The sequence below is a fragment of the Streptomyces sp. NPDC039736 genome (assembly GCF_055596485.1).
In genome coordinates, this window is record NZ_JBVIUQ010000009.1 from 204796 (window position 1) to 230567 (window position 25772).

Here is a 25772-nt window from a genome sequence, read left to right on the forward strand (position 1 = left end):
GCATGCATGTGCTGGTGGTGCACAACCGTTACTCCTCGGCGCAGCCGAGCGGTGAGAACAGGGTCGTGGACCAGGAGGTGGAGCTGCTGCGCGCGGCCGGTCACCGGGTCGGCGTGTTCCAGCGGCGCAGCGACGACATCGCCGCCCGCTCCCTGCTCGGCAAGGCCGCCGTGCCGCTGCTGGTGCCGTGGAACCCGGCGGTGCGCGCCGAGCTGGCCGCCCGGCTGCGCGCCGAGCGGCCGGACGTGGTGCACGTCCACAACGTGTTCCCGCTGCTGTCGCCCGCCGTGCTGGCGGCCTGCGCCGACGCCGGGGTGCCGGCCGTGGCCACCCTGCACAACTACAACCAGATCTGCCCGCCGGGCACGCTGCGCCGCGGCGGCCGGCCGTGCACCGCGTGTGTCACGGCCCGCTCGCCGCTGCCCGCCGTGCGGCACGGCTGCTACCGCGACTCGCGGCTGGCGACGGTGCCGCTCGCGGTGGGCATGGCGGTCAACCGGCGGCGGTGGTGGACGGGCGTCGAGCGGTTCTTCTGCATCTCGCGGGCCCAGCTCGACCTGCTGGCCCGGGCGGGCCTGCCGCCCGGGCTGCTGGCGCTCAAGCCCAACTTCGTGCCCGACCCGGGGGTGTACCGCCGGGGCGCGGGCGAGCAGTTGCTCTTCCTGGGCCGGCTGTCGGAGGCCAAGGGCGTCCGGCTGCTGATGGCCGCGTGGGACGGGCTCGCCGCGGACGGCGGTCCGGGCGTGCCGCTGGTGATCGCCGGCGCCGGCCCGCTGGAGCGGGAGGTGGCCGCCTGGGCGGCGGGCCGCGCCGACGTGCGGTACGTGGGCCTGTACGACCCGGCGCAGTGCCGCCGGGCCGTCGCGCGGTCGGTGGCGGTGGTGGCGCCCTCGATGGCGCTGGAGACGTTCGGCCTGGTGGCCGCCGAGGCGATGGCGGCCGGGGTGCCGGTGGTGGCCGCCGGGCACGGCGGTTTCACCGAACTGGTCGAGGACGGGGTGGGCGGGCTGCTGCACCGGCCGGGCGACGCGGCCTCGCTCGCGGCCTGCCTGCGCCTGGTCGCGTCGGACCCGGCGGCCAACGCGGAGATGGGCCGGGCGGCCCGGCTCCGCTACGAGCAGGGGTTCAGCCCGTCCGTCGGGCTGGACCGTCTGGTGGAGGGGTACCGCTCCGCGATCGCGGGGCGGGCGTCCGGTGGCGCGAACGGCGCGTCACCGGTGGGGACAGCGGGCTCGCGGCGGATTCGGGACGCGGGCGGGGATGGGGACAGCAGATGACACGATGCCGACTGTGCGGCGCGGCGGCGCCGGCGAGCGTCGTCGACCTGGGGGCGACCCCGCCGTGCGAGAGCTTCCTCGCGGCGGAGCAGCTCGACGTACCGGAGACGACGTACCCGCTGCACCTGCGGGTCTGCACGGAGTGCTGGCTGGTGCAGCTTCCGCCGCTGATCACACCGGAGGAGACGTTCAGCGAGTACGCGTACTTCTCCTCCTTCTCCAGCTCCTGGGTGGAGCACGCGCGCACCTTCGTCGCCGGGGTCGTGGAGCGGGTGGGGCTCGGCCCGGACTCCTTCGTCGTCGAGGTGGCCAGCAACGACGGGTACCTGCTGCAGCACGTGGTGGAGCGGGGGATCCGCTGTCTGGGCGTCGAGCCGTCGGTGAACGTGGGGGCCGCGGCGCGGGAGGCGGGAGTGCCCACGCTGACGGAGTTCCTGTCGCCCGCCACCGGTGCGGCGGTGCGCGCCGAGCACGGTCCGGCGGACCTGGTGGTGGCGAACAACGTGTACGCGCACATCCCCGACGTGACCGGCTTCACCCGGGGACTGCGCGCCCTGGTGGCCGACGACGGCTGGGTCTGCGTCGAGGTGCAGCACCTGCTGACGCTGATCGAGGAGAACCAGTACGACACGATCTACCACGAGCACTTCCAGTACTACACGGTCGCCTCCGCGAGCCGGGCGCTGGCCAGCGGCGGGCTCGCCCTGGTGGACGTGGAGCTGCTGCCCACGCACGGCGGCTCGATCCGGCTGTGGGCGAGGCCGGCGGAAACGGCCGGTGCGCCGTCCCGGCGCGTCGCCGACGTGCTGGACAGGGAGAAGGCGGCCGGGCTCCAGGAGCTGTCGGGGTACGCCGAGTTCTCCGCCCGGGTGGCGAAGGTGCGCCGGGACCTGCTGCGGTTCCTGATCGAGGCGGCCGAGCAGGGGAAGACGGTCGTCGGCTACGGGGCACCCGGCAAGGGCAACACGCTGCTCAACCACTGCGGCGTCCGGCCCGACCTGCTGGCGTACACGGTCGACCGGAACCCGTACAAGCACGGCAGGTTCACCCCCGGCAGCCGCATCCCGGTCCTGGCGCCCGAGCGGATCGCCGAGGACCGGCCGGACTACGTGCTGGTGCTGCCGTGGAACCTGCGGGAGGAGCTGACCGAGCAGTTGTCGTACGTGCACGACTGGGGCGGCCGTCTGGTCTTTCCCATACCGGAACTGAGCGTCGTGGAGGTCCTGCCGGTGAAGGAGAGCGCGGTATGAAGGTGGTCCTGTTCTGCGGCGGGTACGGGATGCGGATGCGCAACGGCGCGGCCGACGACGTGCCGAAGCCGATGGCCATGGTCGGGCCGCGTCCGCTCATCTGGCACGTGATGCGCTACTACGCGCACTTCGGGCACCGGGAGTTCATCCTGTGCCTGGGATACGGGGCGCACCACATCAAGGACTTCTTCCTGCACTACGAGGAGACGACGTCCAACGACTTCGTGCTGCGCGGCGGCCGGACGGAGCTGCTGTCCACCGACATCGCGGACTGGACGATCACGTTCGCGCAGACCGGCATCGAGTCGCCGATCGGGGAACGGCTGCGCCGGGTGCGCCACCACCTGGACGGCGACGAAATGTTCCTCGCCAACTACGCGGACGTGCTCACCGACGCCCCGCTGCCGGAGATGATCGAGAAGTTCTCCCGGCGGGACGCCGGGGCGTCGATGATGGTGGTGCCGCCGCAGTCCTCCTTCCACTGCGTGGAGTTGGGGGAGAACGGCCTGGTGGGCGGCATCACGGCGGTGAGCGAGCTGCCGCTGTGGGAGAACGGCGGCTACTTCGTGCTCCGCCAGGAGGTCTTCGACCACCTCCCCGAGGGCGGCGACCTGGTCGCGGACGGCTGCGGCAGGCTCGCCAAGCGGGGGCGGCTGGTGGCGCACCGGCACCGCGGCTTCTGGAAGCCGACCGACACGGTGAAGGAGCGGGCCGCGCTCGACGACGCGTACGCCCGGGGCGAGCGCCCGTGGGCCGTGTGGGAGCGCGACGCCGTGCGGGCGGACGCGTGATCGGGCTCGGCGCGGGCGCCCTGGAGCGGGTCGTCGCGGTGGGCGCGCACTGCGACGACATCGCCATCGGCGCGGGCGGCACCCTGCTGACCCTGTGCCGGGCACGCCCGGGCATCCGGATCGACGCGCTGGTGCTCACCGGCGGCGGCACCGGGCGCGAGCAGGAGGAGCGGGCCGCGCTCGCCGCCTTCTGTCCCGGCGCGGACCTGCGGCTGACCGTGCTGAAGCTGGCGGACGGGCGGTTTCCCGCGCAGTGGGAGGAGGCCAAGGCCGCCGTGGAGGAGCTGCGCGGGCGCAGCGACCCCGAGCTGGTGCTCGCGCCGCGCACCGACGACGCCCACCAGGACCACCGGGGGCTGGCCCGGCTCGTGCCCACCGCGTTCCGCGACCACCTCGTGCTCGGCTACGAGATCGTCAAGTGGGACGGCGACCTCGGCCGGATGCAGGCCTACCAGCCGCTCACGCCCGAAGGGGCCGAGCACAAGGTGCGGCTGCTGCGGGAGCACTACCCCTCGCAACGGCACCGGCCCTGGTACGACCGCGAGGCCTTCCTCGGTCTCGCCCGCATCCGGGGCGTCGAATGCCACGCCCGGTACGCCGAGGCGTTCGCCGTCACCAAACTCACGCTCCATCTGGGGGACTGACACCATGCGCGTACTGCTCACCGGACACCAGGGCTACCTGGGCACCGTGATGGCCCCGGTGCTCGCCGCCGCCGGGCACGAGGTCGTGGGCCTCGACTCCGGGCTCTTCGCCGACTGCGTGCTGGGCCCCGCGCCCGACGACCCGGCGGGGCACCGGGTGGACCTGCGGGACGTCACCGCCGGGCACCTGGCCGGGGTGGACGCGGTGATCCACCTCGCCGCGCTGTCCAACGACCCGCTGGGCTCGCTGGCGCCGGAACTGACCTACGCCATCAATCACCACGCGTCCGTGCGGCTGGCGAAGCTGGCCCGGGACGCGGGCGTGCGGCGCTTCCTGTACGCGTCGACCTGTTCGGTGTACGGGGCCAGTGGCGGTGACGAGCTGGTGGCCGAGGACGCCCCGCTGCGCCCGGTGACCCCGTACGCGGAGTCCAAGGTGCGCGTGGAGGACGATCTGCACGCGCTGGCCGACGCCGACTTCAGCCCGGTGCACCTGCGCAACGCGACCGCGTTCGGGTTCTCGCCCCGGCTGCGCGCCGACATCGTGCTGAACAACCTGGTGGGCCACGCCCTGCTGTCCGGCGAGGTGCTGGTGCTGTCCGACGGCACCCCGTGGCGGCCGCTGGTGCACGCCGCCGACATCGCCCGCGCCTTCACGGCCGCGCTGACCGCGCCGCGGGAGAGGGTGCACGACCGGGCGTTCAACATCGGCACCGAGGTCAACAACGTCCGGGTCAGCGAGATCGCCGAACAGGTCGCCGACGCGGTGTCCGGGGCGAAGGTGGTGGTCACCGGGGAGCACGGGGCCGACCCGCGCTCCTACCGGGTGGACTTCTCCCGCTTCCGGGCGGCTGTTCCCGGCTTCGAGTGCGTGTGGACGGTGCGCCAGGGCGCCGACGAACTCGCCGACGCCTACCGGAGGTTCGGCCTGACCCAGGAGGGCTTCGAGCAGCGTTTCACCCGGCTGGCCGTGCTGCGCGCGGCGTCCGGGGCCGGCACGGTCGACGACACGCTGCGGTGGCGCGGATGACGGGGGCGGCGGCGGGCGAGGAGATGCACGCGCTGGTGCGGCGGCTGTACCCGCTGTGCCGCAGCATCACCGGCGACGGGGTGCGCGCCACCCTGGACATCGTCGGCGAGTACCTGCCGCTCCAGGTGCGCGAGGTGCCCACGGGCACCCAGGTGCTGGACTGGACGGTGCCGCAGGAGTGGAACATCCGGGACGCGTACATCGCCGACGGCGCGGGGCGGCGGGTGGTGGACTTCGCCGCGTCCAGCCTGCACGTGCTCGGCTACAGCGTGCCGGTGCACCGGACCATGCCGCTGGCGGAGCTGCGCGAGCACCTGCACACCCTGCCGGACCAGCCCCGCCTGGTGCCCTACCGCACCAGTTACTACGCCCCGCGCTGGGGGTTCTGCCTGGCACAGGAGACCCTGGACGCGCTGCCGGACGGCGACTACGAGGTGTGCGTCGACTCGACCCTGGCCGACGGGCACCTCACCTACGCCGAGCACGTGGTGCCCGGACGGGTCGCCGACGAGGTGCTGGTCTCCTGCCACACCTGCCATCCCTCGCTGGCCAACGACAACCTGGCCGGCATCGCGGTGGCCACGTTCCTGGCCCGGGAGCTGGCGGAGCGACAGCCGTACCACACCTACCGGTTCCTGTACGCGCCCGGCACCGTCGGGGCGATCACCTGGCTGGCCCGCAACCGGGTCGAGCGCGTCCGGCACGGGCTCGTCCTGGCGTGTGCGGGCGACCGGGGCGCCGTGACGTACAAGAAGAGCCGGCGCGGCGACGCGGAGATCGACCGGGTGATGCGGCACGTCCTGGAGACCTCAGGGCGCCCGCACACCATCAAGGAGTTCACTCCGTACGGGTACGACGAGCGCCAGTACTGCTCCCCCGGGTTCGACCTCGGGGTGGGCTCGCTCACCCGGACGCCGTACGCCGGGTATCCCGAGTACCACACCTCGGCCGACGACCCGGACTTCGTGACCCCGGACGCGATGGCCGACACCCTCGCCGTCTGCCGCGAGGCGTTCGCGGTGCTCGACCGCAATCGGCGCTACGTCAACCAGAGCCCTTACGGGGAGCCGCAGTTGGGGCGGCGGGGCCTCTACGACCCGCTCGGCGGGCGCAGTGACGCCAAGGAGGCCCAGCTCGCCATGCTGTGGGTGCTCAGCATGTCCGACGGCACGCACAGCCTCCTCGACGTCGCCGAGCGCTCGGGGCTGCCCTTCGACACCGTCGGCGCGGCGGCCGACGCGCTGCGCGGCGCCGGGCTGATCAAGGCGTGAACCGGGTGACCACCGAGGAGGAGAAGCCGGCGGGGCCGGTGCGTTCGGCCGGGCGGCGGGCGACGGCCGGGCGGCTGTCCTGGGGGCTCGCCGACCAGGCGGCCTCCAGCCTGACCAACTTCGCGGTGGGCCTGTATGTCGCGCGCTCGCTCGGGCTGGGCGCGTTCGGCGTGTTCAGCCTGGCCTGGCTGACGTACGGCGTGGTGCTCAACGTCGCACGCGGGCTGGCCACCGACCCCCTCGTGGTGCGTTTCAGCGGGGTGGCGGAGGGCGTCTGGCGGGCGGCGGCCGGCCGTGCTTCGGGGGCCGCGCTCGGCGTCGGCACCGTGCTGGGCGCGGTGTCGGTGCCGGCCGGGCTGGGGCTCGGGGGGCCGGTGGGGTCCGCGTTCGTGTGCCTGGGGGTGGTCCTGCCGGGGCTGCTGCTCCAGGACGCGTGGCGGTTCGCGTTCTTCGCGGCGGGCGCCGGGCGCAAGGCGTTCGTCAACGACCTCGTGTGGGGTCTCGCCCTCGTGCCCGCGCTGCTGGTCGCCGCCCGGGTGGGCACCGTGGCGGCCTTCGTGCTGGCCTGGGGGGCGTCCGCGGCGGTGGCCGCCGGCTACGGCTGCCTCCAGTGCGGGACGCCTCCCCGGCCCGCCCGGGCGCCGGGGTGGCTGCGCGAGCAGCGCGACCTGGGCCTGCGCTACCTGGTGGAGAACGTCAGCCTCAGCGGGGCCGCCCAGCTCCGGGCGTACGGGCTGGGCGCGATCGCCGGGGTGGGCGCGGTGGGCGCGGTGCGGGGCGCGGAGCTGCTGCTCGGCCCGTTCCTCGCCGTGCTGATGGGGCTCTCGCTGGTCACCGTCGCGGAGGCGGCGCGTGTGCTGCGGCGGGCCCCGCACCGGCTGGCCCGGTTCTGCTTCCTGCTCGGCGGCGGGCAGTCGCTCGCCGCGCTGCTGTGGGGGGCGGCGCTGCTGCTGGTGCCGGACCGGGCCGGCGAGCTGCTGCTGGGCGGGGTCTGGGCGGCCGCCGCGCAGCTCGTCGTGCCGGCGGCCGTCGGGGTGGCGGGGGCGGGGCTGGGCACCGGGGCGGCGGCCGGGCTGCGGGCGCTCGCGGCCGCCCGGCGCAGCCTGCGCTGCCAGTTGTTCGCCTCCGTCTGCTACGTCGGGGGCGGGCTCGGCGGGGCGGCGGCGGGCGGCGCCCTCGGATCGGCGTGGGGGGTCGCCGCCGCCACCGTCGTCAGCTCGGGCGTGTGGTGGCTGGAGCTGCGCTCCGCGCTGCGCCACCGGCCACCGTTCCCGCGCCCCGCGAACCCCTTGCCGTAACCGGTGAGGTTCCTGATGTCTCGTTCCCGCGAAGTGAGGACAGCATGACCGATCGTCCCCGGCTCAGCATCGGCCTTCCCGTCCACAACGGCGAGGAGTACCTCGCGGAGTCCCTGGAGGCCCTGCTCGGCCAGACCTACGAGGACTTCGAGCTGGTCGTCTCCGACAACGCGTCGACCGACGCCACCCAGGACATCTGCCGCCGGTACGCGGAGAAGGACTCCCGCATCCGGTACCTCCGGCTGCCGAGGAACGTCGGCGCCGCCCCGAACCACAACTACGTCTTCACCCGGTGCCGCGGCGAACTCTTCAAGTGGGCCTCGCACGACGACCTGTACGCGCGGACCCTGCTGGAGCGCTGCGTGGCGGCGCTGGACGAGCACCCCGACGTGGTCCTCGCCCATGCCGACCAGGCCGTCATCGACGAGCAGGGCCGGGTGAAGGTCCCGTACGCGTACACCCTCGCCACCGACTCGCCGCGCGCCCCGGTCCGCTTCCGCAGCATGCTCTTCGAGCCCGGCGGCGACGACTTCTACGGGGTGCTGCGCGCCGACGTGCTGCGCCGGGTGAAGCCGCACGACAGCTACCACCACGCGGACCGCACCTTCGTCGCCGAGATCGGGCTGCACGGGCGCTTCCACCAGGTGCCCGAGCTGCTGTACTTCCGCCGCGACCACCCCACGCGGGCCGAGCGGGCGAACCCCTCCAAGCGCTCCCGGTGCGTCAACCTGGACCCGCGCCGGGCGGGTCCGCTGCATCCGACGCCGCGGCTGCTGGCCGAGTACGTCGGGGGCTTCGTCTCGGCGATCCGGCGGGCCCCGCTGTCCTCGGCGGACCGGCGCGCCTGCTACCTGGCCCTGGCCGAGTGGGCGGCGAGCCGGGCCAGGCCGGGCGCCGGGGAGCGGGTGGAGGACCGGACGCCGGTCGATCCGGAGCTGCTCGCGGTGTCGGTGGACGCGCTGGTCGCCGGGCGCGAGGGGCGGCGGACATGACCTCCGCGCGGCTGCGCGTGCTGTCCGCCCGAGCGGACGGGCCCCCGGTGCGGGTGGGGGTGTTCGGGCTGCTCGGCTCGGGGAACCTCGGCAACGACGGGTCCCTGGAGGCCGTGCTCCGGTACCTGCGCGCCGAGCACCCGGACGTGGTCGTGGACGCCCTGTGCGGCGGCCCCGAGACCGTCACGGCCCGGTACGGGATCGCGGCGACCCGGCTGCACTGGTACCGGGGCGAGTACCGCACGGCGTCCCGGGCGGGCGCGATCGCGGGCAAGGCGCTGGGCAAGGCCGTCGACGCGGTGCGCACCGCCGCCTGGGTGCGGCGGCACGACGCGGTGATCGTGCCGGGCATGGGCGTGCTGGAGGCGACGCTGCCGCTGCGGCCGTGGGGCTTCCCGTACGCGCTGTTCCTGCTCTGCGCGAGCGGGCGGGTGCTGCGGACACCGGTCGCGCTGGTCGGGGTCGGCGCGGCGCCGGTCAGGGACCGGGCGACGCGGGCCCTGGTGCGGTGGTCGGGGCGGCTGGCGGCGTACCGCTCGTACCGGGACGACCTGTCCCGGGACGCCCTGCGGGAGATGGGCGTCGACACCTCGGGCGACCGGGTCCACCCGGACCTCGCGTTCGCGCTGCCCGCGCCGGAAGCCGGGGCGGGCCCGGGGCCGGTGTGCGTGGGGGTCATGGACTTCCACGGCGGCAACGACGACCGGCCCAGGGCCGAGGAGATCCACCGGCGGTATCTCGACGGGACGACTGGTTTCGTACGAGCGCTGGTCGAGGACGGCAGGCGGGTGCGGCTGCTCACCGGTGACGCCTGCGACGCGCCGGTGGCCGCCGCGATCCTCGACGCGGTGGACTCGCCGCTGGTCAGCGTGTCCGAGGCCGCTTGTCTGACCGATCTGATGGCGGAGACGGCGGCCGCCGGGAGCGTGGTGGCCACCCGCTACCACAACCTCGTCTGCGCGCTGCGGACCGCCACCCCGACGCTCGCGCTCAGCTACGCGGCGAAGAGCGACGCGCTCATGGACCGGATGGGAGTGGGCGACCACCGCCACCCGGCACGCGAGGTCGACGCGGAGCAACTGCTCGCGCGGTTCCGCGCGTTGGAGAAGGACGCGGCGGACGTACGACAGACCCTTGCCGAACACCTGGGCGAAGTGCGGCAGCAACTCCTTTCGGCCTTCGCCGACTTGTCCAGGGCCCTGTTCCCAGCGGCCGCCCCCGACGAACCGCGGGAGACTCCGTGAAAGTGACCGAAGTGGCCGAGATCGACGGGGCGTTCCTCTTCGACCCGACGCCGCACGTCGACGCACGCGGCTTCTTCTGCCGCACCTTCGACGTGGAGGTGATCCGCTCGGTGGGCCTGGACCCGCACGCCTTCGTCCAGGACAGCGTGTCCCGCTCGGCCCGGGGCGTACTGCGCGGACTGCACCTGCGGGCCGGCCGGGGCGAGGCGAAGCTGGTGCGGTGCTCGTACGGGAGGATCTTCGACGTCGTGGTGGACCTGCGGCCCGGCTCCCCCACGTACCGGGGCCGGGCCTGCTTCGAGCTGTCCGACGCCACCCAGCGCACCCTCTACGTCCCGGCGGGCTGCGCGCACGGCTTCCAGGCGCTGACGGAGACCGCCGACACCTCCTACCGCATCGACAGGCCGCACGACCCGGCCGAGGACGTGACGATCGCCTTCGACGACCCGGAACTCGCCATCGCGTGGCCGCTGCCGCCCGCGCTGCTGTCCGCGCGGGACCGGGAGGCGCCGGGCCTCGCCGAGGCGCTGAAGCAGGTACGGGGAGGTGCCTGAGGTGGACGTCGAGGAATTCGGCCTGCCCCGGTCGCGGGCGGCGAACGAGCGGCTGCACGCCCTGGTGCCGGGCGGCGCGCACACGTACGCCAAGGGCTGTGACCAGTACCCCGAGAACCTGGCCCCGGTCATCAGCCACGGCCGGGGCGCGCACGTGTGGGACGTGGACGGCAACCGGTACGTCGAGTACGGGTCCGGGCTGCGCTCGGTCAGCCTCGGCCACGCCCATCCGCGGGTGAACGAGGCGGTGCACCGGGAGATCGACCGGGGCGTCAGCTTCGCCCGCCCGTCGGTCGTCGAGGCCCGGGCGGCGGAACGCTTCCTGGCGACGGTGCCGACGGCCGAGATGGTGAAGTTCGCCAAGAACGGCTCGGACGTCACCACCGCCGCGGTGCGCCTGGCGCGCGCCGTCACCGGGCGCGCGCGGGTGGCGGTCTGCGGCGACCACCCGTTCTTCTCCGCCGACGACTGGTTCGTCGCGACGACGCCGATGTCCGCCGGGATTCCGGCGGCGGTCGCCGAGCTGACGGTGTCCTTCCCGTACGGGGACCTGGCCGCCACCGAGGACCTGCTCACCCGGTACGCCGGTGAGGTCGCCTGCCTGGTCCTGGAGCCCGGCGAGCCCGCCCCCGGATATCTGGAGGGGCTGCGCGCGCTGGCCGACCGGCACGGCTGCGTGCTGGTCTTCGACGAGATGATCACCGGGTTGCGCTGGTCCGAGGCGGGCGCGCAGGGCCTGTACGGGGTGGTGCCCGACCTCTCCACCTTCGGCAAGGCGCTGGGCAACGGGTTCGCGGTGTCCGCGCTGGCGGGGCGGCGCGAGCTGATGGAGCGGGGCGGGCTGCGGCACGCGGGCGAGCGGGTGTTCCTGCTGTCGACCACGCACGGGGCGGAGACGCACGCCCTGGCCGCTGCGATGGCCGTGCAGAGCACGTACACCGAGGAGGGCGTCACGGCCCGACTGCACGCGATCGGGGACCGGTTGGCGGCCGGGGTGCGGGCGGCGGCGGCCGGCGCGGGCGTCGGCGGCCACGTCGTCGTGCGGGGCCGGGCCAGCAACCTGGTCTTCGCCACCCTGGACGAGCGGGGGCGTCCCTCGCAGGAGTACCGCACGCTGTTCCTGCGCCATCTCCTCGCGAACGGGGTGCTGGCGCCGTCCTTCGTGGTGAGCAGCGCGCTCACCGACGCGGACGTCGACCGCACGGTCGAGGCGGTGGCCGGGGCGTGCACGGTGTACCGCAAGGCGCTGGACGCGGGTGATCCCACGCCCTGGACGGGCGGACGGCCGGTGCGGCCGGTGTTCCGCAGCCGGGCGTGACCGTCAGGCGCGCCCGCCCCGGCCGGCGTCGGCCACCCGGTCGACCAGCCGGGCCGTCGCCGGCACCACCGCGAGCGCGGTGCACCAGCCGCCGACGGCGTCGGTCGGGTAGTGCGCGCTGAGCGCGGCCTGCGCCCACCCCATGACCCCGCCGGCGAGCAGGGACGCGGCGAGCACCAGCAGCGTCCCGGCCGCTCTCCCCAGCCCCCACCGGCCCGCCGCGAGCAGCGCCAGGACCAGCGCGAACGCGGTGAGGAAGGCGGTGTGCCCACTGGGGTAGGACAGATTGCCGTCCCCGTGGATGGTGCGTCCCACCACGTACTTGAGCGCTTTCGCCGCCCCCACGGCGACGGCCGCGCCCGCCACCACGAGCACCGCCGCGCGCGGCCGCCGCATCAGCAGGCACGCCGCCACGGCGGCCACCACCAGGACGGCCGCCCCCAGGGGCTCCCCCAGGAAGTCCGCGGCGAGGGCGACACCGCGCCAGGGCGGTCCGACGCTGTCCGCTCTCGGGTCGACGAGCCAGCCGTCCATCGCGCTCGGCTCGCTGTCCCCGGCGTACGCCGCACCGAGCGCGGCGACCACGAGCGCGGCCAGGACCGCGACCGCCCCGAGCCGGCCGCGCAGTGCCGACGGCAGCACCGCGGACGCCGCCGGGGCCGGTGTCCGCGCGCTCCCGTGCTGCCATGGCTCCACGAACTCCCCCTGCAGTCGGCCCACTTGGACTTTCGAACGGCCTCTCGTCCGGCCGGACGTACGGCCTGTGGCCACCCTGCCCGCACCCCGGTCGCGGAAACCGCCGTCGGGCGCGGCCGCTCCTCCCCCGGCGGGTCCGGGCGGGCCCGGCGGGTCTACTTGCCCGCCCCCCGGAAGCGGCCGAAGGCCTTGGTGAGGGCGCCCAGCGGTGAGGCGGGTGCGTCGGGGGCCGCCGGACGGGGCAGGACGGTGCCGCCGGTCGCCTCGGCGAGGGCCGCGTGCGCCGCCTCGGCCGCCTCCTGGTAGCGGTCGCGGGACGTGGTCATCGCGTCGAGCGCCTCGGCGTACATGACGGCCATGCGCTGGGCGTGGACGAGTTCCTCGTCCGGGGTGAGCAGGTGCCAGCCCCGGCGCAGCCGGTTCAGGGCGGTCTCGGCGTCGGCGGACATCGGCTGCGGGAGGGCGGCGAACGCGCCGATCCGCTCCAGGAGTTCGGTGGGGATCGAGCCGTCGAGGAAGACGGTGCTCACCGTGAAGTCCTCCGCCGTGTAGGCGGCGTCGGGCGGCGAGGTGGGCAGCACGACGGCCCCGCCGCGCGGCAGCCGTACGTCCAGCTCCCGTTTGACGGCGAAGTCGGCGATCTGCGCCTGCTCGGGGGTCGCCCGGTGCTCGATCACCCGGTGGCGCAGGCTCGGCGGCAGATGGCCGGTGAGCGGGCGCTGCCCCAGCGCGTCCGGCGTCATGGCCTCGTGCACGAGGAGGTGGACGTACCAGCTCTGCCGGGCGCAGTCGCGCAGCAGGTGGCGCAGGTCGTCGTCGTCCTTGGGCAGGTGGTTCGCCTCGCGCAGGCGCACGTCGGCGGCCGTGTCGTGGTCCCAGGGGACGCGGTCGCTGTCCGGCCAGAACATCGTCGCGGGCGACGGCCAGTACGCGTCCCACACGTCCTCGGCCTCGGCGGCGAGCACCCAGGTGACGCCCGCGCCCTCCTTGCGGCGGCCGTCGGGGTCGTACGTGACGAGCTGGGCGCGCACGGTGATGTCGCCGTCGCCGACCCGCCAGCGGGCCTCGAAGAGGCGGCGGGCCGCGGGGCCGGGGTCGGCGGACTCGTCCCGCGGGTGCAGGACGGTGGAGCGGGCCGCCTCGACGGGGTCGAGGTCCAGGAAGTCGTCGAGCACCCCGGCCGCCTTGAGGGCGATCAGGTTGCGCCGGACGTCCTGCTCGGGCTCGGGCCCGAGGTGGCGCCCGCGCCCCAGCCATGCGGTGTCGGGGACGGTGGTCGAGGTGCTGCTGTTCTTCGCCATGGAGTCGTTCTGTGAGGAGTCGGGGCCCGACCAGTATGGTCCGTGGACCTGTGGAAGGTACCGGTGCCCCGCCCCTGGCTTCGCGGCGCGTGCCGGGCCGGGGCCGGGGCGGTGGTGCGGGGCTCCCTACCCCGGCTCGGTCCCGCTACCCCTCCCCGTCCGTCGTCACCCGGTTTCGCGGCGCCGTCGCGCGCGGCATGTCCCGCCGTGGGCGGGCGACTTCGGGACGGGCTCCCGCTGAGTGGGAAACCGTCCGGACGAGCGGTGGCGCGGCGGCCCGCCGCCCGCACAATCGTCCCCACGCGAGGGGCGCGCCGCCCGTGCCCCGCCCTTCCACGCCAGGGGCCGTGCCGCCCGCGCCCGCCCCTCCCTTCTCTTCCCTCCGCACCGCCCACTCCCACAGGAGCGTCATGCCGGCCTTCCCCGTCCCCACGGGCGCCCCTCCCGCCGGAGGGGCCGCCGCCGACGCCGCGCAGATGCGCCGCGTGGCCTTCTCCAGCCTGCTCGGCACCGTGGTGGAGTACTACGACTTCCTGCTGTACGGAACCGTCGCGGCCCTCGTCTTCGGCACCGCCTTCTTCCCCGGGGCCAGCGTCGCGGCAGGCACCGTCGCCGCGTTCGGCACCTTCGCCGCGGGCTATCTGGCCCGTCCGCTGGGCGGGATCGTCTTCGGGCACTTCGGCGACCGGCTGGGCCGCAAGAAGATGCTGGTGCTGACGATGGTCCTGATGGGCGCGGCCAGCGCCCTGATCGGGCTGCTGCCCGACTACCGGGCGATCGGCATCGCCGCCCCGGTGCTGCTCGTGCTGCTGCGCGTCGTGCAGGGGCTGGCCATCGGCGGCGAGTGGGGCGGCGCGACGCTGATGGTCGTCGAGCACGCGGCGCCCGGCCGCCGGGGCGCGTGGAGCGGGGTGATGCAGTCCGGCACCTCGCTGGGCTTCCTGCTGTCGGCGGGCGTGGTCGCCGCGGCCAACTCCCTGCTCACGCCGGGGCAGTTCATGGCGTGGGGCTGGCGCGTCCCCTTCCTGTTCAGCGTGGTGCTGATGGCGGTGGGTCTCTACACCCGGCTCAAGGTCACCGAGAGCCCGCTGTTCCGCGAGGCCGCGGCGAAGGCGGCACAGGCCGGGCCGCCGCCGCGGATGCCGCTGCTGACGGTGCTGGGGCAGCCGCGCACGGCGCTGCTGGCGGCGGCCGTGGGGCTGGGCCCGTTCGCGCTGACCGGTCTGGTCACGACGTACATGCTGACGTACGCGACCGGCATCGGTTACTCGGTCGGCGAGGTGATGAACGGGCTGCTGGTCGTCTCGGTGACCGGCCTGTTCACCATCCCCGCCTTCGCCGCCCTCTCCGACCGGCTGGGCAGGCGGCGGGTCGTCCTGGGGGCGGCCGTGCTCGGGCTGGTGGCGGTCAAACCGGTGTACGTCCTGGTGGATTCCGGCGAGCCGGGGCTGCTGGTACTCGGGATGGCCTCGGTGATGGTGGTGCAGCACGCCATGTACGCGCCGCTGGCGCCGATGCTCTCGGAGCTGTTCGCGACGGGGGTGCGGTACACGGGGGCCTCGCTGGGCTATCAGCTGTCCGCGCTGGTCGGCTCGGGGCTCGTCCCGCTGGCGGCGAGCTCGCTGCACGCGTCCTTCCCGGGCAGCACACCGCTGGTGCTGCTCGCGGGCGGCTGCGTCCTGACGTCGCTGCTGGCCGCGTGGCGGCTGCGGGAGACGCGGGGCGACGCGCTGTGACCAGCGCCGCGGTCCGCACCGTGGTCCGCACTGCGGCCGGGCGCGGGGCCGTGGCCTGCCCGTCCCTCCCCCGGGGCGTCCGTGGCGTCTTCGGCGTCCTTGTGTCCTCGGCGTCCTTGGCGTCCTCGCGCGCATGCTCCCGCTCAGCGGGAACCGGCTCTGGCCGGTGGCTGGTTCCGGCCGGTGTCATGGCCACCGGCACCGCCCCACCCTCTTCCCACGTCCCCTCGCACGGCTCCCGCTCCGCACCCGTGTTCCTCTCCCGCACGCCGGAGGCTTCATGCCCACCGCCCCCTCCCGCCCCACCCCGCCCGTCGCGTACTCCGCCGCGACGACCCTCGCCGACCTGCCCGACGTCGCCGCCCGCGCCTTCGGGGCGCGCGAGGCGCTCGTCGACGACGAGGTCCGCTGGACCTTCACCACGCTGCGGGACCGCATCCGGGCCGCCGCGCGGGCCGCGATCGCCCACGGCATCGAGCCGGGCGACCGGTTCGCGCTCTGGGCGCCCAACAGCCGCACCTGGGTGGTGGCGGCGCTCGGGGCGGTGTCCGTCGGCGCGGTCCTGGTCCCGCTCAACACCCGCTACCGGGCGGCGGAGGCGGCCGACATCGTGCGTCGCAGCGGGTGCACGGTCCTCTTCACCGAGCGCGGCTTCCTCGGCACGGACTACGTCGCCATGCTGCGGGAGTCCGGCGAGGACCTGGGCGCGCTGCGCAGCACGGTCGTCCTGCGCGGCGCGGACCCCGGCTCCGCCGACGGCACCACGAGCTGGGAGGCCTATCTGGCGGCGGGCGAGGCCGTCCCGGAGGAGGTGCGGGCCGCGCGGGCCGCCGCCGTGCGCCCCGGGGACCTCTCCGACATCCAGTACACCTCGGGCACCACCGGCCGCCCCAAGGGCGTGCTGACCACCCACCACCAGACGGTGCGGGTCTTCGACGCCTGGGCCGAGGCCGTCACCCTGCGCGAGGGCGACCGCTACCTCCTCATCAGCCCCTTCTTCCACACCTTCGGCTACAAGGCGGGCGTCGTGGCCTGCCTGCTGCGCGGGGCGACCGTCGTCCCCGAGGAGGTGTACGACGGGGACCGGGCGCTGCGCCGGGTCGCCGAGGAGCGCGTCAGCGTCCTGGCGGGCGCCCCGGCGATCTTCCACGGGCTGATCACCCACCCGCGCCGCGCCGCATACGACCTCTCCTCGCTGCGGCTGGCGGGCACCGGGGCCGCGAACATCCCCGCCGGCCTGATCGACGACGTGCGCACGGTCCTCGGCGCCCGCGACGTGTTCGCCGCGTACGGGCTGACCGAGTCGACGGGCGTCGTGACGATCTGCCCGGTCGACTCCCCCGCCGAGACGCTGGCACGCAGCGTGGGCAGACCGATCGAGGGCGTCGAGCTGCGCGTCGTGGCCCCGGACGGCACACCGCTGCCGCCCGGCTGCCAGGGCGAGGTCGTCACGCGCGGCTACCACGTCACCCAGGGGTACCTGGACGATCCGCGGGCCACGGCGGAGGCGATCGACGCGGACGGCTGGCTGCACACCGGGGACGTGGGCGTCCTGGACGAGGACGGCTTCCTGGCGCTGACCGACCGGCTGAAGGACATGTACGTCGTCGGCGGGTTCAACGCGTACCCCGCCGAGGTGGAGAACACCCTGCGCACGCATCCGGCGGTGTCCGACGCGGCGGTGGTGGGCGCCGCGGACGCCCGGCTCGGCGAGGTCGGGGTGGCGTTCGTCGTCGCGGACGGCGACCTCCCGGATGCGGCGGAGCTCACGGCGTGGACGCGCGAGCGGCTCGCCAACTTCAAGGTGCCCCGCCGGTTCGTGGCGGTGGACGCCCTGCCGCGCAACGCCGCGGGCAAGGTCCTCAAGAACGAGCTGCGGGCCCTGGCGGAACGCCGGGAGCCCCCGACGGAGAAGGTGTGACGACGACCGTGGAACCCACTGCCGAGGTGCGCCGGCTGATCGAGCTGGCGACCGCGAACTTCCCCGCCCTGGGCACCGGGGTGACCGACATCGCGGAGGTCCGCGCCTTCCTCGCCGCCCGGCCCGCTCCCCCGCCCTCCGGCATCGAGGTGGCACACGTCGCCGACGAGGACGCCGACGGGGTCCGGGTGCGGGTGTACGACCCGACGGACGGCGCGGCGGACACCCCCGTGGTGGTCTTCGCGCACGGCGGCGGCTTCTGCGTGTGCGGGCTCGACTCGCACGACGGGTTCTGCCGGGCGATGGCGGTGCGGACCGGGGCGGTGGTGGTCTCGGTCGACTACCGCCTCGCGCCGGAGCACCCCTTTCCCGCCGCGCCCGACGACTGCTGGACCGCGCTGCGGTGGACGGCGCGGCGCTACGCGGGTCGGCGGATCGCGGTCGCCGGGGACAGCGCGGGCGCCAACCTGGCGGCCGTCATGGCCCTGACCGCGCTCGACCGGGGCGGCCCGGAGCTGGTCTGCCAGGCGCTGTACTACCCGATGCTCGACCCGCAACGGCGCGGCGACTCGCACCGTCGCCACGCGCGGGGCTACTTCCTCACCGCCGACCACCTGCGCTGGTACTGGGACTGCTACCTGCCCCGCCCGGCGGACCGCACCGATCCGTACGCCGCCCCGCTGCACCGCGCCGACCTGTCGGGCCTGCCGCCGGCGCAACTGGTGACGGCGGGTCTGGACCCGCTGTGCGACGACGCGTGGGCGTACGCGCACGCGCTGGCGGGCGCGGGGGTGGACGTGACGCTGGCGCACCTGCCCGGGATGTTCCACGGGTTCCTGTCGATGGCGGGAGCGCTGCCCCGGGCACTGACGGCACGCACGGAGGCCTTCGCGGCGCTGCGGCGGGCGCTGCACGGGTGAGGCGACGCGCGGAGGTGACGCGGCGGCGGCCGTGCCCCCTCCGCGCCCGCCCGGCTCAGCTGAACCGGAACCCCTTGTAGCCGTCGGCCGCGACCGCGTCGATGATCTCCTGGTAGACCTTGAAGCCCCCGACGTACGGCATGAACACCCGCGGCTTCCCTGGGATGTTGGCGCCGAGGTACCAGGAGTCGGCCTCCATGAGGAGGGTCGCCCCGGCCCGGTCCCGGCATTCGCGGACCCAGTCCTCGACGGCGTCGGGAGCGGCCTCGACGGCACGGTGGCCGTGTGCCTCCATGTACGCCAGGAGGTCGGCGAGCCAGTCGCCGTGCTGCTCGCCGGCGAGAACCACGTTGACCATGACGCTGGGGCTGCCGGGGCCGGTGAGGTTGAAGAAGTTGGGGAAGCCGTCGGTGCCGAGGCCGAGGTAGGTGCGCGGGCCGGCCGCCCAGGCCTCCTTGAGGGTGCGGCCGTCCCTTCCCCGCACCTCGATCCGGTCCACGGAGCCGGTCATCGCGTCGAAGCCGGTGGCGTGGACGAGGGCGTCGAGGGCGATGTGCTCGCCGTCGGCGAGGACCACACCGGTCGCGTCGACGCGCTCGATCGGACGGGACCGCAGGCTGACGAGGCGGACGTGGGGCTGGTTGTACGTCTCGAAGTAGCCGGAGTCGGTGACGATCCGCTTCGCGCCGATGGGGTGGTCGCCCGGGACGAGCAGTTCCGCGACGGCCGGGTCGTCGACGCGGGCGCGGACCTTCTCCTCCCAGAAGGCGCGGGCGGCGTCGTTGGCGGCACGGTCGACGAGCTGGTCGGGGAAGGTCTTGGAGTACAGGACGCCGCCGAGCTGCCAGCGCTTCTCGTAGGCGGCGCGCCGCTCCTCCTCGCCGACCTCGAAGGTCTTCTTCGGGTACGTGGTGAAGGGCGAGCCGCCGCCGCTGAGCCGGGCGAGCCTGCGCCGCTCGGCGTAGCCGGCCTTGACCTGCCGGCGCCGGGCGTCGTCGAGGGGCTCGTTGCCGGCCGGGACGGAGTAGTTGGGGCTGCGCTGAAACACCGTCAACTGCCGCGCCTGGGCGGCTATTTCCGGTATCGACTGGATGCCGGAGGACCCGGTGCCGACGACGCCGACGCGCAGCCCGGTGAAGTCGACGCCCTCGTGCGGCCATTCGCCGGTGTGGTACGAGGGTCCGGCGAAGGAGTCGAGACCGGGCACGTCCGGGCGCTGGGCGCTGGAGAGGCAGCCGACCGCGAACACGACGAAGCGGCTGGTGACGGTCTCGCCCGTGTCGGTGCGCACCGTCCAGGTGAGGGTGTCCTCGTCCAACTCCGCGCTTCGCACGGACGTTTCGAAGGTGTAGGCGTCGCGGAGCGAGAAACGGTCGGCGACGTGGTGCAGGTAGCGCATGATCTCGGGCTGGGTGGCGTACTTCTCGCTCCAGTCCCACTCCTGCTGGAGGTCCTCGTCGAAGGAGTACGAGTAGTCGAAGGACTCGACGTCGCAGCGGGCGCCCGGGTAGCGGTTCCAGTACCACACGCCGCCGACGTCAGCGGCGCGGTCGAAGCCGCGCACCCGGTGGCCCAGGGTGCGGAGCCGGTGGACGGTGTAGAGGCCGGTGACGCCGGCTCCGACGACGACGACGTCCGTGTCGGGGGCGGGGGTGTTCTCACTCACGTGCGGTATCTCCTCGGATCCGTGGGGGCGGCGGCGGGTGCGGCCCGGCACGGACGGGAGCCTTCCATCGGGGCGGGCGGGGCGCACCAGCTCCTTCCCGGTGAGTGGGAAGGGGCCTGCCGGGGCACGGTGACCTGCCCGCCCGGCTCCCGCCACGAGTGGCGCCCCTTCAGGGGCGCGGGGAACTGCGCGCCCAGCCACGACGCATCTGCAGTGAACCGTGCACTGGCCGCGCGGCGAGCGCTTTAGGTGGAGGGGCGGGTCCGGGGCCTCTCCTGCCCGAGCCGGGCGGGGCTGCCTGGCCCGGTGCCGGGGCTGAGCTCTCGACCTGGGCGGGGACGCGCGCCCGGCGCAGGCGCTCACGCGAGGGGCGGCCCCGTCGCCCAAGGGGGCGGGGGCGGAGCGGGGGCTGCGACGCGCAAGGGGACGGGGGCGACGGGGGCTGTGACGCCTGCGGGGCGGTGGTGGAGGCCGGTGTTTGAGAGGGGGCGACCGGAGATGCGGTCGCCCCCGTCGGGCGGGGAGGGCCGGGGATGCGGTCGCCCCCGTCGGGTGGGGAGAAAGGAGGAGCGAGGACTAGTCCTTGTCCTCCAGGTCGCCCTCGGTCTCCAGGTACGCCTGCCGGAGCGCGTCCAGAACCGCCGGGTCCGGCTTGGCCCACATGCCCCGCGACTCGGCCTCCAGAAGCCGCTCCGCGATGCCGTGCAGCGCCCACGGGTTGGCCTGCTTCAGGAACTCGCGGTTGGTCGGGTCCAGGACGTACGTCTCGGTGAGCTTGTCGTACATCCAGTCGGCGACCACGCCGGTCGTCGCGTCGTACCCGAAGAGGTAGTCGACGGTGGCGGCGAGCTCGAAGGCGCCCTTGTAGCCGTGGCGGCGCATCGCCTCGATCCACTTGGGGTTGACGACGCGGGCGCGGAAGACCCGCGAGGTCTCCTCGACCAGGGTGCGGGTGCGGACCGTCTCCGGGCGGGTGGAGTCGCCGATGTACGCCTCGGGGGCCTTGCCCTTGAGGGCGCGCACGGTGGCGACCATGCCGCCGTGGTACTGGAAGTAGTCGTCCGAGTCGGCGATGTCGTGCTCGCGGGTGTCGGTGTTCTTCGCCGCGACCTCGATGCGCTTGTACGCCGTCTCCATCTCCTCGCGCGCCGGACGCCCGTCGAGCTCGCGGCCGTAGGCGTAGCCGCCCCAGACCGTGTAGACCTCGGCGAGGTCGGCGTCGGTGCGCCAGTCGCGGGAGTCGATGAGCTGGAGCAGGCCCGCGCCGTACGTTCCCGGGCGGGAGCCGAAGATGCGGGTGGTGGCGCGGCGTTCGTCACCGTGCTCGGCGAGGTCGGCCTGGGTGTGCGCCCGTACGTAGTTGACCTCGGCCGGCTCGTCCAGCGAGGCGGCGAGGCGCACCGCGTCGTCCAGCAGGCCGATGGTGTGCGGGAACGCGTCGCGGAAGAAGCCCGAGATGCGCAGGGTGACGTCGACGCGGGGACGGCCCAGCTCCTCGGCGGGGATGGCCTCCAGGCCGGTGACGCGGCGCGAGGCGTCGTCCCAGACGGGGCGTATGCCCAGCAGCGCGAAGGCTTCGGCGATGTCGTCGCCGGCGGTGCGCATGGCGCTGGTGCCCCAGAGGGACAGGCCCACGGAGGTCGGCCATTCGCCGTTGTCGGCCCGGTAGCGCTGGAGGAGGGAGTCCGCGAGGGCCTGGCCGGTCTCCCAGGCCAGCTTGGAGGGCACGGCCTTGGGGTCGACGGAGTAGAAGTTGCGGCCGGTCGGCAGGACGTTGACCAGGCCGCGCAGCGGGGAGCCGGAGGGGCCCGCCGGGACGAAGCCGCCGTTCAGTCCGTGGACGGCGTGGGTGAGTTCGTCGGTGGTGGCGGCCAGGCGCGGCACGACCTCGCGGGCGGCGAAGTCGAGGATGTCGGCGACGGCGGCCGGGTGTCCTTCGGCGACGCCCGCCACGGCCTCCGGGGCCCAGTCCGCGTCCTCCATGGCCTGGACCAGGCCGCGGGCCTGCTCCTCGACCGTGTCCGCGTCGGTGCGCTTCGCCGCCGACTCGTCCAGGCCGAGGGCCTCGCGCAGGCCGGGCAGCGACGCCGTGCCGCCCCAGATCTGGCGGGCGCGCAGGATCGCCAGGACCAGGTTGACGCGGGCCTCCCCGGCGGGGGCGCCGCCGAGGACGTGCAGGCCGTCGCGGATCTGGACGTCCTTGATCTCGCAGAGCCAGCCGTCGAGATGCATGATGAAGTCGTCGAAGCCCTCGTCCTCGGGCCGGTTCTCGATGCCGAGGTCGTGGTCGAGCTTCGCGGCCTGGATGAGCGTCCAGATCTGGGCGCGGATCGCGGGCAGCTTCGCCGGGTCCATGGCCGCGATCTGGGCGTGCTCGTCGAGGAGTTGTTCCAGGCGGGCGATGTCGCCGTAGCTGTCGGCGCGGGCCATCGGCGGCACCAGGTGGTCGATCAGGGTGGCGTGCACCCGGCGCTTGGCCTGGGTGCCCTCGCCCGGGTCGTTGACCAGGAACGGGTAGATCAGGGGGAGGTCGCCGAGGGCGGCGTCGGGGCCGCAGGCGGCGGACAGGCCCGCGTTCTTGCCGGGCAGCCACTCCAGGTTGCCGTGCTTGCCGAGGTGGACCATCGCGTCGGCGCCGAAGCCGTTGTCGGCGGCGGACGCGGCGATCCAGCGGTAGGCGGCCAGGTAGTGGTGCGAGGGCGGCAGGTCCGGGTCGTGGTAGATCGCGATCGGGTTCTCGCCGAAGCCGCGCGGCGGCTGGATGAGGACGAGGAGGTTCCCGAACCGCAGGGCGGCGAGCACGATGTCGCCCTCCGGGTTGGCGGACCGGTCCACGAACATCTCGCCCGGGGCGGGGCCCCAGTGCCGCTCCACGGACTCGCGCAGCTCGGCGGGCAGGGTGGCGAACCAGCGCCGGTAGTCGGCGGCCGGGATGCGCACGGGGTTGCGGGCGAGCTGCTCCTCGGTGAGCCACTCCTGGTCGTGGCCGCCGGCCTCGATGAGGGCGTAGATCAGCTCGTCGCCGTCGCCGGACACCAGGCCGGGGATCTCCTGCGTGCCGAAGTCGTACCCCTCCTCCTGCAGGCGGCGCAGCAGGGCGACCGCGCTGGCGGGGGTGTCGAGGCCGACCGCGTTGCCGATCCGGGAGTGCTTGGTCGGGTACGCGGACAGGACCAGCGCGAGCTTCTTCTCGGCGTTGGGGATGTGCCGCAGCCGGGCGTGGCGCACGGCGATCCCGGCGACGCGGGCGGCGCGCTCGGGGTCGGCGACGTACGACGGCAGGCCGTCCTCGTCGATCTCCTTGAAGGAGAACGGGACGGTGATCAGGCGGCCGTCGAACTCGGGGACGGCGATCTGGGTGGCGGCGTCCAGCGGGGAGACGCCCTCGTCGTTCTCCTCCCAGGCGGCGCGCGGGCTGGTGAGGCACAGCGCCTGGAGGATCGGGACGTCGAGGCCGGTGAGGGCGCCCGCGTCCCAGGACTCGTCGTCGCCGCCCGCGGAGGCCTCGGCGGGGCGGGTGCCGCCGGCCGCGAGCACGGTGGTGACGATGGCGTCGGCGGCGCGCAGCTCCTCGATGAGCTCCGGCTCCGGGGTGCGCAGGGACGCGACGTACAGCGGCAGCGGGCGGGCCCCGGCCGCCTCGATCTCGCCGCACAGGGCGTCGATGAAGGCGGTGTTGCCGCTCATGTGGTGGGCGCGGTAGTAGAGCACCGCGACGGTCGGGCCCTCGACGTCCTCGCGGGCGGTGCGCTCCAGGGGGCCCCAGGAGGGCGCCGGCGCGGGCGACTCGAAGCCGTGGCCGGTGAGCAGCACGGTGTCGGAGAGGAACCGGGCGAGCTGCTCCAGGTTGGCGGGGCCGCCGTGCGCCAGGTAGGCGTGCGCCTCGGCGGCGATGCCGACGGGGACGGTGGAGGCGGCCATGAGCTGGGCGTCGGGGGCCTGTTCGCCGGTGAGGACGACGACGGGGCGGCCGGTGGCGAGGACCTGGTCGAGACCCTCCTGCCAGGCGCGGACGCCGCCGAGGAGGCGCACCACGACGAGGTCGGTGCCCTCCAGGAGGGCGGGCAGGTCCGCCAGGTCGAGGCGGGAGGGGTTGGCGTAGCGGTAGCTGACCGGTCCGTCCGAGGAACGGGCGCTGAGCAGGTCGGTGTCGGACGTCGACAGGAGCAGGATCATGCGGCGTCGGGCCTTCCTCGGGGTGTCCACGCCCCGGGCGGTGTTCGGACTGCTCGAACCAGGTCGAGAAGCTACGGAAGGGAGTTCCTGACTCGCCCGGCCTGGGGCCGGGCTCACAGTGGCGGGACCGCGCCGGAATCGCACCGGGCTTCCTCCCCTGTCGCCTTTCGGTGGCGACTGCCGCCCTGGCGGGCGACGGCGACGGACCGCAGGGTCCGCCACCAGGCATATTAGGCGTACCGGTCAAGGCCCCGGCACCCGGCGGTCGAACAGGAGTCGGCCTCGGGTCGGTATGCTCGCCGCCATGCCCCCGTCCCCCTCTTCGCCGTCGGCCTCCGGTGCGAACTCCGCGCGCACCCGTGGTGACGCGTGCCCCGGGTCCCTGCGGCTGCACCGCGCGGACGACGGAGCGCTGGCGCGGGTGCGGCTGCCCGGCGGCGTCCTGACCGCGGAGCAGGCCGACGTGCTCGGGAAGTTGGCCGGGGAGCTCGGCGAGGGTGACATTCACCTCACTTCCCGGGGCAACGCGCAACTGCGTGCGCTGCCCGCCGACTGCGGCGGTGAACTCGCGCGGCGGCTCGGCGAGTCGGGGCTGCTGCCGTCCGCGCGGCACGAGCGGGTGCGCAACCTGGTGGCGTCGCCGCTGTCGGGCCTGGACGGCCGGGGGAACGCCGATGTGGGGCCGTGGCTGGCGGAGTTGGACGCGCTCCTGTGCGCGAGCGGGCGGGCCGTCGCCCTGTCCGGCCGGTTCCTGTTCGCGCTGGACGACGGGCGTGGTGACGTGGACGCGCTCGGGGCGGACGTGACGCTGCTCGCGCAGGGTGACGGTGACGCGCTGCTGCGTGTCGGCGCTGCCGCCGACGCGGTGCGCGTCCCGGGCGCGTGGGCGGCCCGTGCGGCCCTGGTGGCTGCCGAAACCTTTCTGGACAGTGCGCCGGACGCGGGCACCTGGCGGGTCGCCGAGCTGCCGGCGGGCCCGGACGTCCTGCTGGCACAGGTGGCGCGGAAGCTGGCTGCCGCCCCTGCGCGGACACCGGGCGCGGTCCTGGCGGGTGCGGCCCGCACCCCGGCACCGGCACGGCCGCGCGAGGCCGCCGCGCCCGGGTTCGGCGTCGTCACCGGGGGTGCGCCCGGTGCGGCGGCACTGTCGGTGGGGGTGCCCCTGGGACGTGTCGCCGCCGCACAGTGGCGGCTGCTGGCCGACACCGCGCGCAGCCAGGGAGACGGCACGCTGCGCCTGACGCCGTGGCGCGGGGTCGTCGTGCCGGGGGTCGCCCCCGGGCGGGCCGCCGCGCTGCTCGACGCCCTGGGCCGCGCCGGGCTGGTCACCGGCCCCGGCTCGCCCTGGAGCGGCGTCGGGGCGTGCATCGGACGGCCCGGCTGCGCGAAGTCGCTGTCCGACGTGCGGGCCCTGGCGGGGGCCGCCGTGGGCCCCGTGGGAACGCTTCCTGTCTACTGGTCGGGCTGCGCGCGCCGGTGCGGGCACCCGCACGGCGACCGGGTCGACGTCGTGGCCACCGCCGAGGGGCACGAGGTGTCCGTCGTGCGCGGTGCGTCCCGCACCGCCCCCGTCGTGGTCACGGACCGGTCGCTGCCCGCCGCCGTGGCCGCCGCCCGCGGCTGATCCACCCCGGTACTCCGTCTTTTCCCCATGCCCGTCCGCAGACCGTCCGCAGAAGAGAGCGAC

At 74.7% G+C, this 25772-nt stretch carries 19 protein-coding genes and 1 riboswitch; of the genes, 15 read left to right on the forward strand and 4 right to left on the reverse strand.

Annotation, left to right across the window (positions count from 1 at the left end; all coding sequences use genetic code 11):
* Window positions 1–2 precede the first annotated feature (2 nt).
* Genes ACZ56L_RS27110 through ACZ56L_RS27160 form a run of 11 tightly spaced genes read left to right on the forward strand, consistent with a single transcriptional unit; the run spans window position 3 to window position 11669 of the window.
* Window positions 3–1277 (forward strand): glycosyltransferase, encoded by a 1275-nt coding sequence (locus ACZ56L_RS27110; protein ID WP_471067040.1) that lies wholly within the window; start codon window positions 3–5, stop codon window positions 1275–1277.
* Complete coding sequence (locus ACZ56L_RS27115) at window positions 1274–2527, forward strand: class I SAM-dependent methyltransferase (protein ID WP_468690417.1); 1254 nt, start codon at window positions 1274–1276, stop codon at window positions 2525–2527. Before ACZ56L_RS27110 ends, ACZ56L_RS27115 begins: the two co-directional genes overlap by 4 nt.
* Window positions 2524–3318: a glycosyltransferase family protein gene (locus ACZ56L_RS27120; RefSeq protein WP_345226003.1), complete on the forward strand. Its 795-nt coding sequence runs from the start codon at window positions 2524–2526 to the stop codon at window positions 3316–3318. Before ACZ56L_RS27115 ends, ACZ56L_RS27120 begins: the two co-directional genes overlap by 4 nt.
* Entirely contained in the window at window positions 3315–3962 is a 648-nt protein-coding gene (locus tag ACZ56L_RS27125) for a PIG-L deacetylase family protein (protein WP_468690414.1), read from the forward strand. Before ACZ56L_RS27120 ends, ACZ56L_RS27125 begins: the two co-directional genes overlap by 4 nt.
* A gap of 4 nt (window positions 3963–3966) precedes the next feature.
* Window positions 3967–4992, forward strand: coding sequence for an NAD-dependent epimerase/dehydratase family protein (locus ACZ56L_RS27130; RefSeq protein ID WP_345226000.1), 1026 nt, complete (start codon window positions 3967–3969; stop codon window positions 4990–4992).
* Complete coding sequence (locus tag ACZ56L_RS27135; RefSeq protein ID WP_380837517.1) at window positions 4989–6263, forward strand: DUF4910 domain-containing protein; 1275 nt, start codon at window positions 4989–4991, stop codon at window positions 6261–6263. Before ACZ56L_RS27130 ends, ACZ56L_RS27135 begins: the two co-directional genes overlap by 4 nt.
* Window positions 6264–6268: 5 nt before the next feature.
* Window positions 6269–7561 (forward strand): hypothetical protein, encoded by a 1293-nt coding sequence (locus ACZ56L_RS27140; RefSeq protein ID WP_471066917.1) that lies wholly within the window; start codon window positions 6269–6271, stop codon window positions 7559–7561.
* Window positions 7562–7605: 44 nt separating this feature from the next.
* Window positions 7606–8553, forward strand: a complete 948-nt coding sequence (locus ACZ56L_RS27145; RefSeq protein ID WP_345225997.1) for a glycosyltransferase family 2 protein — start codon at window positions 7606–7608, stop codon at window positions 8551–8553.
* Window positions 8550–9797, forward strand: a complete 1248-nt coding sequence (locus ACZ56L_RS27150; RefSeq protein ID WP_471066919.1) for a polysaccharide pyruvyl transferase family protein — start codon at window positions 8550–8552, stop codon at window positions 9795–9797. The genes ACZ56L_RS27145 and ACZ56L_RS27150 overlap by 4 nt, the downstream gene beginning before the upstream one ends.
* Window positions 9794–10351, forward strand: coding sequence for a dTDP-4-dehydrorhamnose 3,5-epimerase (rfbC, locus tag ACZ56L_RS27155; RefSeq protein WP_345225992.1), 558 nt, complete (start codon window positions 9794–9796; stop codon window positions 10349–10351). Before ACZ56L_RS27150 ends, rfbC begins: the two co-directional genes overlap by 4 nt.
* A 1-nt stretch (window position 10352) precedes the next feature.
* Entirely contained in the window at window positions 10353–11669 is a 1317-nt protein-coding gene (locus ACZ56L_RS27160; RefSeq protein WP_401761746.1) for a glutamate-1-semialdehyde 2,1-aminomutase, read from the forward strand.
* A 3-nt stretch (window positions 11670–11672) separates the two neighbouring features.
* Here the strand turns inward: ACZ56L_RS27160 and ACZ56L_RS27165 are convergent, their stop codons facing one another.
* Both ACZ56L_RS27165 and ACZ56L_RS27170 read right to left on the reverse strand, forming a co-directional pair.
* The gene (locus tag ACZ56L_RS27165; RefSeq protein ID WP_471067042.1) at window positions 11673–12365 is read right to left on the reverse strand and encodes a phosphatase PAP2 family protein; all 693 of its coding nucleotides are present in this window, start codon (window positions 12363–12365) and stop codon (window positions 11673–11675) included.
* A 155-nt stretch (window positions 12366–12520) separates the two neighbouring features.
* Window positions 12521–13666, reverse strand: a complete 1146-nt coding sequence (locus ACZ56L_RS27170) for a hypothetical protein (protein ID WP_471066922.1) — start codon at window positions 13664–13666, stop codon at window positions 12521–12523.
* Between the two features lie 410 nt (window positions 13667–14076).
* On the opposite strand from ACZ56L_RS27170, the gene ACZ56L_RS27175 reads away from it, so the two are divergent.
* The 3 genes from ACZ56L_RS27175 to ACZ56L_RS27185 all read left to right on the forward strand — a co-directional run bounded on the left by ACZ56L_RS27175 (window position 14077) and on the right by ACZ56L_RS27185 (window position 18243).
* Complete coding sequence (locus tag ACZ56L_RS27175) at window positions 14077–15402, forward strand: MFS transporter (RefSeq protein WP_401761520.1); 1326 nt, start codon at window positions 14077–14079, stop codon at window positions 15400–15402.
* 280 nt (window positions 15403–15682) lie between these two features.
* Complete coding sequence (locus tag ACZ56L_RS27180) at window positions 15683–17323, forward strand: FadD3 family acyl-CoA ligase (protein ID WP_471066924.1); 1641 nt, start codon at window positions 15683–15685, stop codon at window positions 17321–17323.
* Entirely contained in the window at window positions 17320–18243 is a 924-nt protein-coding gene (locus ACZ56L_RS27185; RefSeq protein ID WP_468690402.1) for an alpha/beta hydrolase, read from the forward strand. Before ACZ56L_RS27180 ends, ACZ56L_RS27185 begins: the two co-directional genes overlap by 4 nt.
* A 55-nt stretch (window positions 18244–18298) precedes the next feature.
* On the opposite strand, the gene ACZ56L_RS27190 is transcribed toward ACZ56L_RS27185, so the two are convergent.
* Entirely contained in the window at window positions 18299–19909 is a 1611-nt protein-coding gene (locus ACZ56L_RS27190) for a flavin-containing monooxygenase (RefSeq protein WP_471066927.1), read from the reverse strand.
* Window positions 19910–20485: 576 nt separating this feature from the next.
* Window positions 20486–24085, reverse strand: coding sequence for a cobaltochelatase subunit CobN (gene cobN / locus ACZ56L_RS27195; protein ID WP_471066929.1), 3600 nt, complete (start codon window positions 24083–24085; stop codon window positions 20486–20488).
* 66 nt (window positions 24086–24151) lie between these two features.
* Window positions 24152–24277: riboswitch (cobalamin riboswitch) on the reverse strand.
* A 100-nt stretch (window positions 24278–24377) separates the two neighbouring features.
* Between cobN and cobG the strand changes: the two genes are divergently transcribed.
* Window positions 24378–25709 (forward strand): precorrin-3B synthase, encoded by a 1332-nt coding sequence (cobG, locus tag ACZ56L_RS27200; protein WP_471066931.1) that lies wholly within the window; start codon window positions 24378–24380, stop codon window positions 25707–25709.
* Window positions 25710–25772: the final 63 nt, after the last annotated feature.

Bases quoted from the DNA above. Each gene is read 5' to 3' on its own strand.
- ACZ56L_RS27145 (WP_345225997.1), top strand. From the start codon at position 7,606: ATGACCGATCGTCCCCGGCTCAGCATCGGCCTTCCCGTCCACAACGGC.
- ACZ56L_RS27130 (WP_345226000.1), top strand. From the start codon at position 3,967: ATGCGCGTACTGCTCACCGGACACCAGGGCTACCTGGGCACCGTGATG.
- ACZ56L_RS27150 (WP_471066919.1), top strand. From the start codon at position 8,550: ATGACCTCCGCGCGGCTGCGCGTGCTGTCCGCCCGAGCGGACGGGCCC.
- ACZ56L_RS27115 (WP_468690417.1), top strand. From the start codon at position 1,274: ATGACACGATGCCGACTGTGCGGCGCGGCGGCGCCGGCGAGCGTCGTC.
- ACZ56L_RS27120 (WP_345226003.1), top strand. From the start codon at position 2,524: ATGAAGGTGGTCCTGTTCTGCGGCGGGTACGGGATGCGGATGCGCAAC.
- ACZ56L_RS27135 (WP_380837517.1), top strand. From the start codon at position 4,989: ATGACGGGGGCGGCGGCGGGCGAGGAGATGCACGCGCTGGTGCGGCGG.
- cobG (WP_471066931.1), top strand. From the start codon at position 24,378: ATGCTCGCCGCCATGCCCCCGTCCCCCTCTTCGCCGTCGGCCTCCGGT.
- ACZ56L_RS27170 (WP_471066922.1), bottom strand. From the start codon at position 13,666: ATGGCGAAGAACAGCAGCACCTCGACCACCGTCCCCGACACCGCATGG.
- cobN (WP_471066929.1), bottom strand. From the start codon at position 24,085: ATGATCCTGCTCCTGTCGACGTCCGACACCGACCTGCTCAGCGCCCGT.
- ACZ56L_RS27175 (WP_401761520.1), top strand. From the start codon at position 14,077: ATGCCGGCCTTCCCCGTCCCCACGGGCGCCCCTCCCGCCGGAGGGGCC.
- ACZ56L_RS27110 (WP_471067040.1), top strand. From the start codon at position 3: ATGCATGTGCTGGTGGTGCACAACCGTTACTCCTCGGCGCAGCCGAGC.
- ACZ56L_RS27180 (WP_471066924.1), top strand. From the start codon at position 15,683: ATGCCCACCGCCCCCTCCCGCCCCACCCCGCCCGTCGCGTACTCCGCC.